The organism is Geodermatophilus chilensis (genome assembly GCF_002802985.1).
Taxonomy (GTDB): Bacteria; Actinomycetota; Actinomycetes; order Mycobacteriales; family Geodermatophilaceae; genus Geodermatophilus; species Geodermatophilus chilensis.
The window spans coordinates 1-18,091 of record NZ_NVPT01000113.1 but is presented as its reverse complement, the minus strand read 5'-3'; the positions used below and the strand labels follow the sequence as shown (position 1 = coordinate 18,091).

The 18,091-nt window shown below is 72.3% G+C and carries 16 protein-coding genes and 1 rRNA gene; 16 read left to right on the top strand and 1 reads right to left on the bottom strand.

Annotated features, from left to right (window positions below):
* The first annotated feature begins 355 nt into the window (after window positions 1–355).
* From infB to truB, 7 genes are all read left to right on the top strand, one after another.
* Window positions 356–2,188, top strand: a complete 1,833-nt coding sequence (infB, locus tag CNO22_RS18095) for a translation initiation factor IF-2 (protein ID WP_232807143.1) — start codon at window positions 356–358, stop codon at window positions 2,186–2,188.
* A gap of 170 nt (window positions 2,189–2,358) precedes the next feature.
* Window positions 2,359–2,652 carry a DUF503 domain-containing protein gene (locus CNO22_RS18090; RefSeq protein WP_100500682.1) on the top strand — a complete coding sequence of 98 codons (294 nt, stop codon included), beginning with the start codon at window positions 2,359–2,361 and terminating at the stop codon, window positions 2,650–2,652.
* Between the two features lie 174 nt (window positions 2,653–2,826).
* Complete coding sequence (rbfA, locus tag CNO22_RS18085) at window positions 2,827–3,339, top strand: 30S ribosome-binding factor RbfA (RefSeq protein ID WP_100500681.1); 513 nt, start codon at window positions 2,827–2,829, stop codon at window positions 3,337–3,339.
* Window positions 3,336–3,578 carry a hypothetical protein gene (locus tag CNO22_RS18080; RefSeq protein ID WP_100500680.1) on the top strand — a complete coding sequence of 81 codons (243 nt, stop codon included), beginning with the start codon at window positions 3,336–3,338 and terminating at the stop codon, window positions 3,576–3,578. Before rbfA ends, CNO22_RS18080 begins: the two co-directional genes overlap by 4 nt.
* Window positions 3,575–4,627: a DHH family phosphoesterase gene (locus CNO22_RS18075; protein ID WP_100500679.1), complete on the top strand. Its 1,053-nt coding sequence runs from the start codon at window positions 3,575–3,577 to the stop codon at window positions 4,625–4,627. Before CNO22_RS18080 ends, CNO22_RS18075 begins: the two co-directional genes overlap by 4 nt.
* Before the next feature lie 118 nt (window positions 4,628–4,745).
* Window positions 4,746–5,999, top strand: a complete 1,254-nt coding sequence (locus CNO22_RS18070) for an MATE family efflux transporter (protein ID WP_232807142.1) — start codon at window positions 4,746–4,748, stop codon at window positions 5,997–5,999.
* Window positions 5,996–6,913, top strand: a complete 918-nt coding sequence (gene truB, locus CNO22_RS18065) for a tRNA pseudouridine(55) synthase TruB (RefSeq protein WP_100500678.1) — start codon at window positions 5,996–5,998, stop codon at window positions 6,911–6,913. Before CNO22_RS18070 ends, truB begins: the two co-directional genes overlap by 4 nt.
* Before the next feature lie 33 nt (window positions 6,914–6,946).
* On the opposite strand, the gene CNO22_RS18060 is transcribed toward truB, so the two are convergent.
* Window positions 6,947–7,636, bottom strand: a complete 690-nt coding sequence (locus tag CNO22_RS18060; protein ID WP_100500677.1) for an HAD family hydrolase — start codon at window positions 7,634–7,636, stop codon at window positions 6,947–6,949.
* Between the two features lie 78 nt (window positions 7,637–7,714).
* On the opposite strand from CNO22_RS18060, the gene CNO22_RS18055 reads away from it, so the two are divergent.
* The 9 genes from CNO22_RS18055 to CNO22_RS18015 all read left to right on the top strand — a co-directional run bounded on the left by CNO22_RS18055 (window position 7,715) and on the right by CNO22_RS18015 (window position 17,895).
* Entirely contained in the window at window positions 7,715–8,038 is a 324-nt protein-coding gene (locus CNO22_RS18055) for an antibiotic biosynthesis monooxygenase family protein (RefSeq protein WP_100500685.1), read from the top strand.
* Between the two features lie 110 nt (window positions 8,039–8,148).
* The gene (locus CNO22_RS18050) at window positions 8,149–9,288 is read left to right on the top strand and encodes a branched-chain amino acid aminotransferase (RefSeq protein ID WP_198588421.1); all 1,140 of its coding nucleotides are present in this window, start codon (window positions 8,149–8,151) and stop codon (window positions 9,286–9,288) included.
* A 19-nt stretch (window positions 9,289–9,307) separates the two neighbouring features.
* Entirely contained in the window at window positions 9,308–10,285 is a 978-nt protein-coding gene (locus CNO22_RS18045; protein ID WP_100500676.1) for a bifunctional riboflavin kinase/FAD synthetase, read from the top strand.
* Between the two features lie 227 nt (window positions 10,286–10,512).
* Entirely contained in the window at window positions 10,513–10,782 is a 270-nt protein-coding gene (gene rpsO, locus CNO22_RS18040; protein WP_100500675.1) for a 30S ribosomal protein S15, read from the top strand.
* Window positions 10,783–11,023: 241 nt separating this feature from the next.
* Window positions 11,024–13,312 (top strand): polyribonucleotide nucleotidyltransferase, encoded by a 2,289-nt coding sequence (locus tag CNO22_RS18035; protein ID WP_100500674.1) that lies wholly within the window; start codon window positions 11,024–11,026, stop codon window positions 13,310–13,312.
* 83 nt (window positions 13,313–13,395) lie between these two features.
* On the top strand, window positions 13,396–14,685 hold the full coding sequence (locus CNO22_RS18030; protein ID WP_232807141.1) for a M16 family metallopeptidase: 1,290 nt from the start codon (window positions 13,396–13,398) through the stop codon (window positions 14,683–14,685).
* Entirely contained in the window at window positions 14,685–15,053 is a 369-nt protein-coding gene (locus tag CNO22_RS18025; RefSeq protein WP_100500672.1) for a VanZ family protein, read from the top strand. Before CNO22_RS18030 ends, CNO22_RS18025 begins: the two co-directional genes overlap by 1 nt.
* A gap of 48 nt (window positions 15,054–15,101) precedes the next feature.
* Window positions 15,102–15,908, top strand: a complete 807-nt coding sequence (dapB, locus tag CNO22_RS18020; protein ID WP_198588420.1) for a 4-hydroxy-tetrahydrodipicolinate reductase — start codon at window positions 15,102–15,104, stop codon at window positions 15,906–15,908.
* Between the two features lie 464 nt (window positions 15,909–16,372).
* Window positions 16,373–17,895: ribosomal RNA gene (locus CNO22_RS18015) — 16S ribosomal RNA — on the top strand.
* Window positions 17,896–18,091: the final 196 nt, after the last annotated feature.

Here is an 18,091-nt window from a genome sequence, read left to right as displayed (position 1 = left end):
TTTATAAGCAGGGGAAACCGGAGAGTTACACGGGAAGAGTGGTCGGCAGGGTAGGTTTGTGATAAGAGACGGGCCCGGCACCGGCCGGCCGGGGGGTGGGCCCGGAGGCGCGGGTCGTGGCCGTCCCGGGGGTGGCCCCGGTGGCGGTGGCGGCGGCTTCCGCCCCGGTGGCGGTGGCCCCGGTGGCGGCGGTGCCCCCGCCGGTGGTGGCTTCCGCAGCGGCGGCGGCGGTGGTCGTGGCCGCGGCCGTGGTGGCTCCGGTGCGGGCACCGCGGGTGCCTTCGGTCGTCCCGGCGGGCGTGGCCCGGTCCGCGGGCGCAAGAGCAAGAAGCAGCGGCGTCAGGAGTTCGACTCCATGGCGGCGCCCAGCATGGGCGGCGTCAGCCTGCCGCGGGGCAACGGGCAGACCGTCCGGCTGCCGCGCGGCGCCTCGCTGACCGACCTCGCCGAGAAGATCGGCGCCCAGCCGGCCGCGCTGGTCACCGCCCTGTTCCACCTGGGCGAGATGGTCACCGCGACGCAGTCGGTCAACGACGAGACGCTGCAGCTGCTCGGTGCCGAGATCGACTGGGACATCCAGGTGGTCAGCCCCGAGGACGAGGACCGCGAGCTGCTCGAGACCTTCGACCTCACCTTCGGTGACGAGGGTGACGAGGAGGACTGGGAGGCCCGTCCGCCGGTGGTGACCGTCATGGGTCACGTCGACCACGGGAAGACGAAGCTGCTGGACGCGCTGCGGCACACGAACGTCGTGTCGCGCGAGGCCGGCGGCATCACCCAGCACATCGGCGCCTACCAGATCGTCACCGAGCTGGAGCACAACGAGCGGCCGATCACCTTCATCGACACCCCGGGTCACGAGTCGTTCACCGCGATGCGTGCCCGAGGCGCGAAGGTCACCGACATCGTCGTGCTGGTCGTCGCGGCCGACGACGGCGTCATGCCGCAGACGGTCGAGGCGCTCAACCACGCCCAGGCGGCCGACGTGCCGATCGTGGTCGCGGTCAACAAGATCGACAAGGAGGGGGCCAACCCCGCCAAGATCCGTCAGCAGCTCACCGAGTACGGGCTGGTGGCCGAGGAGTACGGCGGCGACACGATGTTCGTCGACGTCTCCGCGACCACGCGCCAGGGCCTCGACGAGCTCCTGACCGCGATCCTGCTCACCGCCGACGCCTCGCTGGACCTGCGCGCCAACACCGAGCAGGACCCGCAGGGTGTCGTCATCGAGGGCAAGCTGGACAAGGGTCGCGGCCCCGTCGCCACGGTCCTCGTCCAGCGCGGCACGCTGCGCCAGGGCGACTCGATCGTGGCCGGCGACGCCTACGGGCGCGTCCGGTCGCTGCTCGACGAGCACGGCAACAAGCTCAAGGAGGCCCTGCCGGCCCGCCCGGTGCAGGTCGTCGGCCTCACGTCGGTGCCGCGCGCGGGTGACACCTTCCTCGTCGTCGAGGAGGACCGCGTCGCCCGACAGATCGCCGACCGCCGCCAGGCCCGCATCCGCAACGCGCAGAACGCCTCCATGCGCAAGCGGATCAGCCTCGAGGACCTCGACGCGGCGCTCAAGGAGAACCGTCAGCTCAACCTGATCATCAAGGGCGACAACTCGGGCACCGTCGAGGCGCTCGAAGAGGCGCTGATGAAGATCGAGGTGAGCGACGACATCTCGCTGCGGGTCATCCACCGCGGCGTCGGTGGCATCACCAAGAGCGACATCGACCTGGCGCTGGCCGACGACGTCATCGTCCTGGGCTTCAACGTCCGGGCCGAGGGTCAGGCCACCGAGCTCGCCAACCGGGAGGGCGTGGACGTCCGGTACTACTCGGTCATCTACCAGGCGATCGAGGAGATCGAGGCGGCCCTCAAGGGCATGCTCAAGCCGGAGTACGAGGAGGTCGCGCTCGGCTCGGCGGAGGTCCGCGAGGTCTTCCGCGTGCCGCGTATCGGCAACGTCGCGGGCTCCATCGTCCGCAGCGGGACGATCACCCGGAACTCCAAGGCCCGGCTGGTCCGCGACGGCGTCGTCGTCGCCGACAACCTCACCGTCGAGTCACTGCGTCGCTTCAAGGACGACGTGACCGAGGTCCGCGAGGGCTACGAGTGCGGTATCGGTCTCGGGTCGTTCAACGACATCAAGGTCGAGGACGTCATCGAGACCTTCGAGATGCGCGAGAAGCCGCGCGCGTGAGAGAGGACCCCGCTGCCCCCCACCGCTCGCAGGCTCGCGGTGGGGGGCAGCGGGGCCGCCCGTGGGCCGCGGCCGGGTGACCCCCGGCCGCGGCCGCGCGGGGCGCGCAGACGAAGGCCCCCGTCCTCCCCGCCCTCGCAGGCTCGGGGCGGGGGCCGGGACGGAGCCGAGTGTTCACCGGGTCGCTGACCGCCGACCTCCTGCTGGGCGACGTGCACTCGCTCAAGGGCAAGCGCGCCGTCGTCCGGCCGATCGTGGCCGAGCTGCGTCGCCGGTACGCCGTGGCCGCCGCCGAGGTCGGTGACCAGGACCTGCACCGCCGCGTGCAGGTCGGGGTGGCCACGGTGGCCGGGGACCCCGGTCAGGTGACCGACGTCCTCGACGCCTGCGAGCGGTTGCTGGCCGAGCGGCCGGAGGTGACGCTGCTCTCGACGCACCGGCAGCTGTTCAGCGACACCGATTGAGAAAGGACCCCCTTCTCCCCACCCCTCGCAGGCTCGGGGCGGTACCCGGCAGGGGGCCGCCCACCGCTCGCAGGCTCGCGACGGGGCCCTGCAGGGGGCCGCCCGCGGTCGAGTCCGGCGGCCGCATCCGTACTTCGCGTCCTCACTCAGGGACGCACGGCACCAGGAGGTCCGATGGCCGACCCGGCCCGCGCCCGCAAGCTCGCGGTGCGCATCCGCCAGATCGTCTCCGCCGCGATCGAGATGCAGATCAAGGACCCGCGGCTGGGCATGGTGACCGTCACCGACGCCCGGGTGACCAGCGACCTGCGCGAGGCGACGGTCTTCTACACCGTCTACGGCGACGCCACCCAGGTCGAGGACTCCGCCAAGGCGCTCTCCTCGGCGACCGGCGTGCTGCGCTCCACCGTGGGAAAGCAGACCGGGATCAAGTTCGTCCCGACGCTCTCCTTCGTCGCCGACCACGTGCCCGACACCGCGCGCGAGCTCGACGAGGCGCTCGAGCGGGTGCGGCACGCCGATGCGGAGCTGGCGCGCATCCGCGCCGGCGCCACGTACGCCGGCGACGCCGACCCCTACCGCCGTCCCCCCGAGGACGACGACCACGACACCGGCGAGGACCGGTCGGACGGCGAGACCGCCGATGACGTCGTCGACGAGCCCATCCAGCGCAGGAGCGTCTCATGAGCGAGAACGACCCCGACCCCAACCTGCCCGACGAGGGGCAGGGCCGCTCGGAGCTGGGCGGCCGCCCCGAGCCCGACGCCGGCGACCCCACCCGTGGCGGCAAGCGCGGCCAGATCGGCGAGGCACCGAGCATCGCCTCCGACGAGCCGGACGACGGCGAGGGGTACCCGGTGGGCGGCGGGCTGGTGACCGAGGAGGAGAACGCGTCCCCGGTCGCCGACCCCGGCCCGGAGTCGTGACCACCTCCCTCCCGCGCGGTACGGACCTGACCGACCGGGCCGCGGCCGTCCTCGCCGAGGCGGCCGCGGCCCGGGCCACCGTCGTCCTCTCCGGGCACGTGCAGCCCGACGCCGACGCGCTGGGCAGCACGCTGGCCCTCGCCGAGGGTCTGCGGCGCCGCGGCGCGCGGGTGCTCGCCACGTTCCCCGACCCGTTCACCCTCCCGGCGTCGCTGGCCTGGCTGCCCGGGACCGAGGGACTGGTGCCCTCCTCGGCGGTGCCGGCGTCCCCCGACGTGTTCGTCAGCCTCGACGCCGCCTCGCCGGGCCGGCTCGGTGAGCTGGCCGGGCTGCTGGACGGCGCGGCCACCTCCGTGGTCGTCGACCACCACGCGAGCAACCCGGGGTTCGGTGACGTCCGCGTCGTCGACCCGGCCGCGCCGGCGACCGTCGTCCTCGTCACCGACCTGCTCGACGGGCTCGGCGTCACCCTCGACGAGCGGCTGGCCACCTGCCTCTACGCCGGGCTGACCGCCGACACCGGCTCCTTCCGCTTCGGCAACACCCGCCCGGACACCCACGACCTCGCCGCACGGCTGCTTGCGGCCGGCATCGACCACGCCGCCATCAGCCAGCGGCTGTTCGACACCGCCCCGTTCGGCTGGCTGGGGCTGCTCTCGGTCGTCGCCGGCCGTGCCGTGCTGGAGCCCGAGGTCGGCGCCGGCCTGGTGTGGACCTGGTCGAGCACCGCCGAGGCCGCCGAGCACGGCCTGCCCGGCGAGCAGCTCGAGGCGCTGGTGGACGTCGTCCGCTCCACCCAGGAGGCCGACGTCGCATGCGTGCTCAAGGGCCAGGACGACGGCTCCTGGTCGGTGTCGCTGCGCTCGCGCGGCGCCACGGACGTCGCCCGGGTCGCCATGGCGCTCGGCGGTGGCGGCCACCGCGCCGCGGCCGGCTGCACCTCGCACGACGACCGCGTGACGACGATGGCCCGCATCCGCCAGGAGCTGTGCACACTGTCGGCCTCCGGCCTCCCACCGCGTCCAGGTGCCGTCCCCGACGGGCGCTGAGCCCGACCCGGGCACCGCGTCGGGAGGGCTCCGCCCCCCGCGCCGCGGTGCCCGCGGTCCGGCGGGGCTCACCCCTCGTTCCCCTTCGGTTCTGGCGCTGGCGGTCCCGGCGCTGGTCGTGCTGGCTGCCGAGCCGCTGTACCTGCTGGTCGACACCGCGGTCGTCGGGAACCTGGGCACGGTCGCGCTGGGCGGGCTCGCCGTCGGCGGCGGGCTGCTGGCGTGGGCCGCCGCGCTGCTGAACTTCCTCGCCTACGGCACCACCGCCCGGGCCGCCCGCCGCGCCGGTGCCGGCGACCGGGCGGGCGCGGTCGCCGAGGGCGTGCAGGCCACCTGGCTGGCCCTCGCGCTCGGCCTCGTGGTGCTCGTGCTGTTCCAGACGCTCGCCGGCCCGCTCGCCCGGCTGCTCGCCGGCGGCGAGGGGCCGGTCGCCGCGGCGGGGGAGAGCTGGCTGCGCGTGGCCTCTCTGGGTGCGCCGCTGCTGCTGGTCTCCCTGGCCGGCAACGGCTGGCTGCGCGGGGTGCAGGAGCTGCGCCGCCCCATGCGCTACGTGCTGGCCGGCAGCCTGGCCAGCCTGGTGCTCTGCCCGCTGCTGGTGCACCCGGCCGGCCTCGGCCTGGTCGGCTCCGCGGTGGCCAACGTGGCCGGGCAGGCGCTCACCGCCGTGCTGTTCGTCCGCGCCGTCCTGCGCGAGGACGTCTCGTGGCGGCCCCGCCTCGCCGCGCTCCGGGCGCAGCTGGTCATCGGCCGGGACCTGCTCCTCCGGGCGGCCGTGCTGCAGGTGTCCTTCCTCATGGCGACCGGCGTGGTGGCTCGCGCCGGCACCGCGGAGCTCGGCGCGCACCAGATCGCCATCCAGCTGTTCTTCTTCCTCGCCCTGGTGCTCGACGCCTACGCCATCGCGGCGCAGACCCTGGTCGGCCAGGCCCTCGGCGCGGCCCGGCCGGACGCCGCCCGCGGCACCGCCCGCCGGGTCGCCCTCTGGGGCCTGGGCACCGGCGTGGTGGTCGCGGCCGTGCTGCTGGCGCTGCGGCCGGTGGTGCTGCCCCTGTTCACCGACGACCCCGCGGTCGTGGCGCAGGCGACGGTGGCCTGGTGGTTCCTCGCCGCGATGCAGCCGTTGGCCGGTGTCGTGTTCGCCCTGGACGGCGTGCTGATGGGTGCCGGTGACGTCGGCTACCTGCGCACGGTGACCATCGGTGCGGCCCTGGTCGGCTTCGTCCCGCTGTCGCTGCTCGCCATCCCGCTCGGGTGGGGGCTGGCCGGCGTGTGGACCGGCCTCACGCTGTTCATCGCCCTCCGGCTGGTCGCGGTGCTGGTCCGGGTGGCGGGGGACCGCTGGCTGACCGCACCTGAGACGGTGACGGCGTGAGCAGACGCCGTCCCGACGCCGACGTCCCCCCGGGCCTCCTGCTGGTCGACAAGTCCGGCGGCATGACCTCCCACGACGTCGTCGCCCGCGCCCGGCGGGTGCTGTCGGTCCGCAAGGTCGGCCACGCCGGGACCCTCGACCCGATGGCCACCGGCCTGCTGGTGCTGGGCGTCGGGACGGCCACCCGACTGCTCGGGTACGTTGGCGGGCACGACAAGACCTACGGGGCGACCATCCGCCTCGGTCAGGCCACGGTCACCGACGACCGCGAGGGCGAGGTCGTCGCCAGCACCCCGGCCGGGCACCTGGACGACGACGCCGTCGCCGCAGCCCTGGCCGCGCAGACCGGCTCGCTGCTGCAGGTGCCCTCCTCGGTGAGCGCGGTCAAGGTCGCCGGCCGGCGCTCCTACGACCGGGTGCGCGCCGGCGAGGAGGTGATGCTGGAGCCGCGGGCGGTGACCGTCCACCGGCTCGACGTGCACCGGATCGCCCGGCCCACGCCGGACCTGGTGGACGTCGACGTCACCGTCTCCTGCACCGCCGGCACCTACGTCCGTGCCATCGCCCGCGACGCCGGCGCAGCGCTCGGCGTCGGCGGGCACCTGACCGCCCTGCGCCGCACCGCCTCCGGCCCGTTCTCCGTGGTCGGCGCCGCGTCGGTCGAAGAGGCCGGGCAGGCCCTGGCCGCCGGCGGGGGCCCGGGCGTCCTCGGTCTCACCGACGCCGCGCGTGCCGTCTTCCCGGTGCGCACGCTGACCGACGACGAGGCCCGCGCCCTCGGGTACGGGCAGCGCATCCCCGCGACCGGCGCCCCCGGCCTGCACGCCGCGGTGGACGGCGCGGACCGGCTGGTCGCGCTGGTCGAGGACGTCGGCGCCACCGCCCGGGTCGCGGTGGGCTTCCCGCCCGCCTGACCGCCTGGCCGCCTGGCCGCCTGGACCCTGGTCTCAGCCGCGGGCGACCCGGCCGATGAGCGAGTCGTCGAGGTGGGCCAGCAGGTCGGCCGGGTCGTCGTAGACCTCGTCGGCACCGGCGTCCACCAGCTCGGCCCGGGAGATGCCGCCACAGGTCAACGCGATGCAGGGGAACCCCGCGTCCCGCGCCGCCCGCACGTCCCAGATCGTGTCGCCGACCGCGACGGTGCGCCCGGTGTCCAGGCCGTGGTCGGCGGCGGCGGTCTGCAGCAGGTCGGGCGCGGGCTTGGCCGACTCGACGTCGGCCGACGTGGTGGCGCCGTCGACGACGTCCTCGCCGCCGATGGCCGGCACCATCCACTCCAGGTCGGCCTCCTCGCCCCTGGTGGCCAGCACCACGGCCAGGCCCCGGTCCCGGCACGCCTGGAGCAGCTCGTCCACCCCGGGGAAGGCGACCACCAGCTCGCGCAGCGGCTCGTAGCGCTTGCCCTTCGCCTCGACGACGTCCTCGGTGTCGCGGACGTCGTCACCCAGCAGGTGGGTCACCAGCTCCTCGCTGGCGATGCCGATCGCGCGGTGGCAGTCGGCCATCAAGACCTCGGGGTGGCCCGTGTCGCGGAAGGCCCGCCACCAGGCGAGGACCTGGAGGTAGTTGGTGTCGAGCAGCGTGCCGTCGACGTCGAGGAGGACGCCGGGCCGCGGCGCCGGTGCGGCAGCGGTCATCGCGCCATCGTCACCCGGGGCCGGCCACCCCGCAGGATCGCGGGGTTGACCGGCCGCGCCACCGGGAAGGGGGCGTCCATGAGCGTCGTCAAGATCAACGCGATCACCGTGCCCAAGGACAAGCAGGAGCGCTTCGAGGAGCGCTTCAAGGGCCGAGCCGGTGCCGTCGAGAGCACCCCGGGCTTCGAGTGGTTCGAGCTGCTGCGCCCGCTGGAGGGCACCGACCAGTACCTCGTCTACACCCGCTGGGAGAGCGAGGAGGCCTACCGGGCGTGGGAGTCCGGGCAGGACTTCGCCCGCGCCCACGAGGGCGGCGGCTCCGAGCTCGCACCGGCGGCCAGCCACTCCTCCCACCTGTGGTCCTACGAGGTGATCGAGAGCGCGGCGCCCGACCGGCCGTGACCGCCCGCAGCGGCCGTCGCCGGAGTGGTCGGCGGCGGAGCTAGGGTGAGCGGGCGGTCCGGCAGCCGCCGGGCCGCCCCTCGGATCCGCGCACGCCGCAGGTGGGAGCCATGACCGACACGCTCGCCGACAGCCGTACCTCTTCCCGGGTGTTCACCGAGGGCGTGCCGGTGGTCGTGGAGGACGTGCGGCGCCGTCCCACCGCGGAGCGCGACGCCCTGCTCGCCGACCCGGGCTTCGGCCGCTACTTCACCGACTCCATGTTCGTCGCGCGCTACCGCGCCGGCGAGGGCTGGTACGACGCCCGGCTGACCTCCTACGCGCCCCTGCAGGTGGACCCGGCCACCGCCGCGCTGCACTACGCGCAGTCGATCTTCGAGGGCCTCAAGGCCTACGCCCAGCCCGACGGCAGCGTCGCCACCTTCCGCCCCGAGGCCAACGCCGCCCGCTTCGTGCGTGGCGCCAAGCGGCTGGCCATGCCGCCGGTCCCCGAGGAGGCCTTCCTCGCCGCCGTCGACACCCTCGTCGAGGCCGACCGCGACTGGGTGCCCACCGGTCCCGACCAGACCCTTTACCTGCGCCCCTACCAGTTGGCGACCGAGCCGTTCCTCGGCGTCCGCCCGGCGCACGAGTACCTGTTCCTGGTGATCGCCAGCCCCGCCGGCGCCTACTTCCCCCGCGGCGTCCACCCGGTCTCGGTGTACCTGTCGGAGGACTACATCCGGGCCGCGCCCGGCGGCACCGGCGACGTCAAGTGCGCCGGCAACTACGCGGCCAGCCTGCTCGCCCAGGAGCAGGCCATCGACGCCGGCTGCGACCAGGTCGTCTGGCTCGACGCGGTGGAGAAGCGCTACGTCGAGGAGATGGGCGGGATGAACCTGTTCTTCGTCCTCGGCTCCGGGGACGACGTCGAGCTGGTCACCCCCGAGCTCACCGGCACCCTGCTGCCCGGCATCACCCGGGACTCGCTGATCACCGTCGCCCGCGAGATGGGCCACCGGGTCACCGAGCGGAAGTTCAGCGTGGAGGAGTGGCGCTCCGGCGTCGCCGACGGCACGGTCACCGAGACCTTCGCCTGCGGCACCGCCGCGGTCATCACCCCGGTCGGCGAGGTCAAGGCGCGCACCGGCGACTTCACCGTCGGCGACGGGGAGCCGGGGCCGGTCACCATGCGGCTGCGCGAGCACCTGCTCGACATCCAGCACGGCCGGATGCCCGACACCCACGGCTGGCTGCACCGGGTCGCCTGAGCGGCGCGGACGCATCGACGTGCGCCGGTGGCGGGGGCTGGAGGCGACCCCCGGGGACCTGGGACGCACGGTGGTCACCGTCGGCATGTACGACGGCGTCCACCGCGGCCACCAGCAGCTGATCGGCACGGCCGTGGCGCGGGCCCGCGCGCTGGGCCGGCCCTGCCTGCTGCTCACCTTCGACCCGCACCCCTCCGAGGTGGTGCGGCCGGGATCGCACCCGGCGATCCTCACCTCGCTGGACCGCAAGGCCGAGCTGGTCGCCGGGCTGGGCGTGGACGAGATGTGCGTCCTGCCGTTCACCTCGGAGTTCATGCGGCTCTCGCCCGAGACGTTCACCCACACCGTGCTGGTGGAGCACCTGCACGCCGCCTCGGTGGTGGTGGGGGAGAACTTCACCTACGGCTACCGGGCGGCCGGCAACGTCACGACGCTGGCGGCGGAGGGACGGCGGTTCGGCTTCAGCGTGGAGCCGGTGCCGCTGGCCGGTGACTCCTCGGCCGACGGCGAGATCACCATCTCCTCGACCTACATCCGCGCCTGCGTCGCCGCCGGGGACATGGTGTCGGCCGCGCGGGCACTGGGCCGGCCGCACCGCATCGAGGGCGTCGTCGTCCGCGGGGACCGGCGCGGCCGCGAGCTGGGCTACCCCACGGCGAACGTGGAGTCCCCGCCGTTCACCGCCATCCCGGCCGACGGCGTCTACGCCGGCGGGCTGGTCATCCTCGACCCGCGCACCGGGGCCAGCCGGAGCACCTCGCCGGCGGCGATCTCGGTGGGCACGAACCCCACGTTCCAGGGCACCCGGCGCACCGTCGAGGCCCACCTGCTCGACTTCGACGGCGACCTCTACGGCGAGCACGTCGGCGTGGAGTTCGTGCAACGGCTGCGCCCGATGACCGCGTTCTCCGGCGTCGACGAGCTGGTCGCCCAGATGGACCACGACGTCGCCGAGACCCGCAAGATCCTCGACGTCCCGTCCGCGTCGTCGTCCTGATCGAGGCGCCACCGGTGAGGTGCAGCGCACCGGTCGGGGACGGCACTCGGCCGAGGACACGGGCAGCGGCTCAGCGGCGGTGGGGGACGGCTCCTGGCCGCGGTGTCGTCCGGAGGACGACAGACAGTGGGGTAGCCTGACGGATGGTCGGTCGACCCGACCTGTGTGCAGCCTGCCTCCGTGACAGAGACCGGGGGCCACACGTGACCTGCCTCCGGAGGCGATCCATGGCGCTCGACAGCGCGACGAAGCAGCAGATCATGACCGAGTACGCCACGGTCGAGAAGGACACCGGTTCGCCCGAGGTGCAGGTCGCGATGCTGACCCGCCGGATCAGCGACCTGACCGAGCACCTCAAGCAGCACAAGCACGACCACCACAGCCGGCGGGGGCTGCTCCTGCTGGTCGGTCGTCGTCGCCGGCTGCTGAACTACCTGGCCAGGACCGACATCAACCGGTACCGGTCGCTCATCGAGCGGCTCGGCCTGCGCCGGTGAGCCAGAGGGGACCGTCCCGGCCGGGACGGTCCCCTCTCTCGTGCGGCGCCCGCCGCACGGGACCCAGGCCCCGCGCCGGAGGCCCGACGCTGGTCGGTCCTCGGTAGTGGCCCCCGGGCATGCCCCTCTGCGCGAGGGGGAACGTCTCCCGTGGGCTTCGATCGAAGACCGGTCACCCCGGCGCAGTCAGGCGCGAGGCCACAAGAGGACGTCGCCGCATGCGACGTAGGAAGAGGACACCGTGTCCGCACCCACCACCCAGAACAGCACCGCCGCCGCGGAGTTCGACCCCGAGGACGGGGTCACCACCGCCACCGCGGTCATCGACAACGGCAGCTTCGGCAGCCGCACCATCACCTTCGAGACCGGCCGGCTGGCCAAGCAGGCCGCCGGGTCCGTCGTCGTCAACATGGGCGACACCATGCTGCTGTCGGCCACGACGGCCGGCCGCCAGCCCAAGGAGCACTTCGACTTCTTCCCGCTGACGGTGGACGTCGAGGAGCGCATGTACGCCGCCGGGCGCATCCCCGGCTCGTTCTTCCGCCGGGAGGGCCGCCCCTCGGAGGACGCGATCCTCACCTGCCGGCTGATCGACCGCCCGCTGCGCCCGACCTTCGCCAAGGGTCTGCGCAACGAGGTCCAGGTCGTCATCACCGTCCTGTCGCTGGACCCCGACCACCTCTACGACGTGCTGGCCATCAACGGCGCCTCCGCGTCGACCCAGCTCTCGGGTCTGCCCTTCTCCGGCCCGGTCGGCGGCGCCCGCGTGGCACTGGTCAACGGCCAGTGGGTGGGCTTCCCGACCCACGCCGAGCTCGAGGACGCCGTCTTCGACATGGTCGTGGCCGGCCGCGTCCTCCCGGATGGCGACGTCGCGATCATGATGGTCGAGGCCGAGGCGACCGAGAAGACGATCGAGTTGGTCGCCGGTGGCGCCACCGCCCCGACCGAGGAGGTCGTCGCGCAGGGCCTCGAGGCCGCCAAGCCCTTCATCAAGGCGCTGTGCGACGCGCAGTCGGCGCTGGCCGAGAAGGCCGCCAAGCCGGTCGCGGACTTCCCGCGCTTCCTCGACTACCAGGACGACGTCTACGCCGCCGTCGAGGCGCACGCGGGCGCCCGGCTGGCCGAGGTCCAGGCGATCCCCGGCAAGCAGGAGCGCAACGACGCGACCGACGAGCTCAAGGACGGGACCGTCGCCGCGCTCGCCGGCCGGTTCGAGGGCCGTGAGAAGGAGCTCTCCGCGGCCTTCCGCGCGCTGACCAAGAAGGTCGTCCGGCAGCGCATCCTGCGGGACAAGGTCCGCATTGACGGCCGTGGCCTCACCGACATCCGCCCGCTGTCGGCCGAGGTCGAGGTGCTGCCGCGGGTGCACGGCTCGGCGCTGTTCGAGCGCGGCGAGACGCAGATCCTCGGTGTCACGACGCTCAACATGCTCCGCATGGAGCAGCAGCTCGACACGCTCTCGCCGGTCAACCGCAAGCGCTACATGCACAACTACAACTTCCCGCCGTACTCGACCGGTGAGACCGGCCGCGTCGGCTCCCCGAAGCGCCGCGAGATCGGCCACGGCGCGCTCGCCGAGCGGGCGCTGCTGCCGGTGCTGCCCGACCGCGAGGAGTTCCCCTACGCGATCCGGCAGGTGTCCGAGGCGCTGGGCTCCAACGGCTCGACGTCCATGGGCTCGGTCTGCGCCTCGACGCTCGCGCTGCTCAACGCCGGTGTGCCGCTGCGCGCGCCGGTCGCCGGCATCGCCATGGGCCTGGTCTCCGACGAGGTCGACGGCAAGACCGAGTACGTCGCGCTGACCGACATCCTCGGTGCCGAGGACGCCTTCGGTGACATGGACTTCAAGGTCGCCGGCACACGGGACTTCGTGACCGCGCTGCAGCTCGACACCAAGCTCGACGGCATCCCGTCCGACGTGCTGGCCCAGGCGCTGACCCAGGCCCGTGCGGCCCGGCTGCACATCCTCGACGTGATGAACGAGGCCATCGACGGCCCCGACGAGATGAGCCCGTACGCCCCGCGGGTGACCACGGTGCGCATCCCGGTCGACAAGATCGGCGCGGTCATCGGCCCCAAGGGTCAGATGATCAACGCGATCCAGGACGAGACCGGCGCGGACATCACCATCGAGGACGACGGCACGATCTACGTCGGCGCCTCCGACGGCCCCTCGGCCCAGGCGGCGGTGGACCGGATCAACGCCATCGCCAACCCGCAGATGCCCAAGGTCGGCGAGCGCTTCCTCGGCACGGTCGTCAAGACCACGCCGTTCGGCGCCTTCGTCTCCCTGCTCCCGGGCAAGGACGGCCTGGTGCACATCAGCAAGCTGGGCGGCGGCAAGCGGATCGGCAAGGTCGAGGACGTCGTCAACGTCGGCGACAAGCTGCAGGTCGAGATCACCGACATCGACGCCCGCGGCAAGATCAGCCTCGTGCCGGTCGCGGCCGAGGGTGACGGCGCGGCCGAGGGTGACGGTGCGGCCGATGCCGCCCCGGCCGCCGACGCCGCGCCCGCGGAGGCGTGAACACGAGTACGGAGCAGGCTCTGACCGGGGCCGGGACGGGTGCTGCACCCGTCCCGGCCCCGGCCGGTGTCGGGGAGACGGCCGTGCTGGACGTCGACGAGGTCGGCGGCCGGGTCGAGCGCACGGAGCTGCCCGGTGGCCTGCGGGTGCTCACCGAGACGATGCCCGGCGTGCTGTCGGCGACCGTCGGCATCTGGGTCGGCGTCGGCTCGCGGGACGAGACCGACGCCGTCGCCGGCTCCTCGCACTTCCTCGAGCACCTGCTGTTCAAGGGGACCGGCAGCCGCACCGCGCTGCAGATCGCGACGGCCATGGACGCTGTCGGCGGTGAGATGAACGCCTTCACCGCCAAGGAGCACACCGGCTACTACGCGAACGTGCTCGCCAGCGACCTGCCGCTGGCGGTCACCCTGCTCGGCGACCTGGTCACCGACGCGCTCAACACGGCGGCGGACCTGGAGAGCGAGCGGACGGTGGTGCTCGAGGAGATCGCCATGCGCGACGACGAGCCCTCCGACCTGGTGCACGACCTCTTCGCCGAGACGCTGTTCGGCGGCACCGCCCTGGGCCGCTCGGTGCTGGGCACGGTCGAGTCCATCGAGGCCCTGACCCGGGACGACGTCGACGGCTGGTACCGCCGGCGCTACACCGTCCCCTCGATCGTGGTCACCGCCGCGGGCCGGGTGGAGCACCAGCAGGTGCTCGACCTGGTCACCGCGGCCTTCGGGTCCCGACTGTCCGGACCGGCACGTCCGGCCCCGCTGCGGCGGGGCGACGAGGGGACGGCGACCAGCCCCGCCCGGCCGACCGGGCTGGTGCGGCGGCGCACGGAGCAGACGCACCTGCTGCTCGGCTCCGTGGGTCTCGGTCGGCTCGACGAGCGGCGCTACGCGGCGGCGGTCATGGAGACCGCCGTCGGCGGGGGCATGAGCTCACGGCTGTTCCAGGAGATCCGGGAGAAGCGCGGGCTGGTGTACAGCGTCGGCTCGTCGCTGTCGCACTACGCCGGCACCGGGTCGTTCTCGGTCTACGCGGGGTGCTCGCCCAAGCGGGTGCCCGAGGTGCTGCGCCTGGTCCGTGAGGAGCTCGCGCGCGTGGCCGCCGACGGGCTCACCGCCGAGGAGGTCGCGCGGGGACGCGGCCAGCTCAAGGGCGGCCTGGTCCTCGGCCTGGAGGACACCGGCTCGCGCATGAGCCGGCTGGGCAAGAGCGAGCTCTCCTACGGGGAGTACCTGTCCGTCCGCGAGGTGCTCGACCGGCTGGACGGCGTCGACGAGGACCAGGTCCGCGCGGTCGCCGCCGAGCTGCTCACCCGGGAGACCTGCCTGGCCGTGGTGGGCCCCTACCGCGAGTCGGACCTCGACCGGCTCTGATGGAGCGCCGGCACCCCGTCCTCGCCGTCCACGGTGCGCTCTCGCATGGCGTGTTCGCCGTCGTCGTCCTGGTGTCGCTCGCCGTCCTGTTCGCTCCCGCGGACGACGTCCCCTCGTCGCCGCCGGGGGTGGACAAGCTGGTCCACCTGCTGCTGTTCGCCGCCCTCGCAGCCAGCGGCAGGTGGGCCGGCGTCCGCGCCGGCGTCCTCGCCGTGCTCCTGGTCGGCTACGCCGCCGTCAGCGAGGTGGTCCAGGGGGCCTCGGCGCTGGGCCGGTCGGCGTCGGTGGCCGACTGGGTCGCCGACGCGGTCGGCGTCGGCGCCGGTCTCCTGGCGTGGGCCTGGGCCGGACGGCGCACCCGCGCCTGACCGGAGGGCTGCCTTGCATCGCGCGCCGGTGGCGGGAAACCTGACCCGGTGACCACGAGCTCCGCCGCCCCTGATCAGCACGGATCCACCGCTCCCACCGGCGAGACCCCCCTCGTCCCCGTCGGGGTGCTCGGCGCCCGCGGGCGGATGGGCACCGAGGTGGTCAAGGCGGTCAACGCCGCCGAGGACCTCGAACTCGTCGCCATGGTCGACGCGGGGGAGTGGCTGTTCGACGTGGCCAACGCCGGCGCCCAGGTGGTCGTCGACTTCACGCGGCCGGACGTCGTCATGGACAACATCCGGTTCTGCATCGACAACAACATCCACTGCGTCGTCGGCACGACGGGCTTCGACGACGAGAAGCTCGCCACCATCGCCCGGTGGCTCGAGCCCAAGCCGGACGTCGGTGTCGTCATCGCCCCCAACTTCGGCATCGGCGCCGTCCTGCTCATGCGGTTCGCCCAGGAGGCGGCGCGCTTCTTCCCGTCGACGGAGATCGTCGAACTTCACCACCCGAACAAGGTCGACGCGCCCTCCGGCACGGCGGTGCGGACCGCCCGGCTGGTTGCCGCGGCCCGTCGGGCGGCCGGCATGCCGCCCTTGCCGGACGCCACCACCGACTCGCTCCTAGGCGCCCGGGGTGCCGACGTCGAGGGGGTCCCTGTGCACGCGGTCCGCCTCACGGGTCTGGTCGCGCACCAGGAGGTGCTCATGGGGGCCGCGGGGGAGACCCTGACCCTCCGGCACGACTCCTACGACCGGGCGTCCTTCATGCCGGGCGTCCTCCTCGCCGTCCGCGAGATCGGCCGGCACCCCGGCCTGACCGTCGGGATCGAGAGCTTCCTCGGCCTCTGAGCAAGGACCACCCTTCTCCCCACGCCTCGCACGCTCGGCGGGCCCCTGAAGGGTGGCCGCTCCAGAACCTCCAGCCTTGCGGCGGGACCCTGCAGCGGGGCCGCCCGTCCTCCCCGGTCTCCGCCGGCCCAGGGCGGGAACCGGGACGGGGCCACCTGTGACGGGGGACGCTCCCGACCGACTTGCGCACCGGCCCGGGGAGTCGTGTATGGTTCTCTACGCGCCGGACGGGCCCGGGAGGGCCGCGGAGAGCACCCCCCGGGGTGCAGGACTCCGAAGACGGCGTACAGTGGGACAAGCCGCCAGAGACGAAGCCCGAGAGGGTCGAGTCGCTGCGCGTCCGCTCCTTGAGAACTCAACAGCGTGCCGAAAGTCAGTGCCAAGTAACAATCCCTTTGTGGGTTTCTTTGGGTTGATGGATGTCAAGAGTGCTAGCTCTTGGTTCTCGCCCGGATTCGAATTCATCTACGGAGAGTTTGATCCTGGCTCAGGACGAACGCTGGCGGCGTGCTTAACACATGCAAGTCGAACGGTGAACCATCTTCGGGTGGGGATCAGTGGCGAACGGGTGAGTAACACGTGGGCAACCTGCCCCCGGCTCTGGGATAACTCCAAGAAATTGGGGCTAATACCGGATGTGACCGCTGACCGCATGGTCTGGTGGTGGAAAGGGTTTCCGGCTGGGGATGGGCCCGCGGCCTATCAGCTTGTTGGTGGGGTAGTGGCCTACCAAGGCGACGACGGGTAGCCGGCCTGAGAGGGTGACCGGCCACACTGGGACTGAGACACGGCCCAGACTCCTACGGGAGGCAGCAGTGGGGAATATTGCGCAATGGGCGGAAGCCTGACGCAGCGACGCCGCGTGGGGGATGACGGCCTTCGGGTTGTAAACCTCTTTCAGCAGGGACGAAGCCGTGAGGTGACGGTACCTGCAGAAGAAGCACCGGCCAACTACGTGCCAGCAGCCGCGGTAATACGTAGGGTGCAAGCGTTGTCCGGAATTATTGGGCGTAAAGAGCTCGTAGGCGGTTTGTCGCGTCGGCTGTGAAAACCCGGAGCTCAACTCCGGGCCTGCAGTCGATACGGGCAGACTTGAGTGTTGCAGGGGAGACTGGAATTCCTGGTGTAGCGGTGAAATGCGCAGATATCAGGAGGAACACCGGTGGCGAAGGCGGGTCTCTGGGCAACAACTGACGCTGAGGAGCGAAAGCGTGGGGAGCGAACAGGATTAGATACCCTGGTAGTCCACGCCGTAAACGTTGGGCGCTAGGTGTGGGGGCCATTCCACGGTCTCCGTGCCGCAGCTAACGCATTAAGCGCCCCGCCTGGGGAGTACGGCCGCAAGGCTAAAACTCAAAGGAATTGACGGGGGCCCGCACAAGCGGCGGAGCATGTTGCTTAATTCGATGCAACGCGAAGAACCTTACCTAGGCTTGACATGCACGGAAATCTCCCAGAGATGGGGGGTCCGTAAGGGCCGTGCACAGGTGGTGCATGGTTGTCGTCAGCTCGTGTCGTGAGATGTTGGGTTAAGTCCCGCAACGAGCGCAACCCTCGTTCCATGTTGCCAGCGCGTAATGGCGGGGACTCATGGGAGACTGCCGGGGTCAACTCGGAGGAAGGTGGGGATGACGTCAAATCATCATGCCCCTTATGTCTAGGGCTGCAAACATGCTACAATGGCCGGTACAAAGGGCTGCGATACCGCGAGGTGGAGCGAATCCCAAAAAGCCGGTCTCAGTTCGGATTGGGGTCTGCAACTCGACCCCATGAAGTTGGAGTCGCTAGTAATCGCAGATCAGCAACGCTGCGGTGAATACGTTCCCGGGCCTTGTACACACCGCCCGTCACGTCACGAAAGTCGGTAACGCCCGAAGCCGGTGGCCCAACCCCTGGTGGGAGGGAGCCGTCGAAGGCGGGATCGGCGATTGGGACGAAGTCGTAACAAGGTAGCCGTACCGGAAGGTGCGGCTGGATCACCTCCTTTCTAAGGAGCATCTTCACCGCCGGCCTCCGGGCTCGGTGGTGCAGAGCCGCGCTCAGCACGTGATGGTCGCTCCGGTTCCGGGGTGGCCGCGGGTTGTTGGGGTGGTGCTCGAGGGTGGAACGCTGACCAGTTCGGCCGCCGGCTGTTGCCGGCTCCTAGTACGGCGTGGTGCCGGGTCTGTCTCTTATACACACTT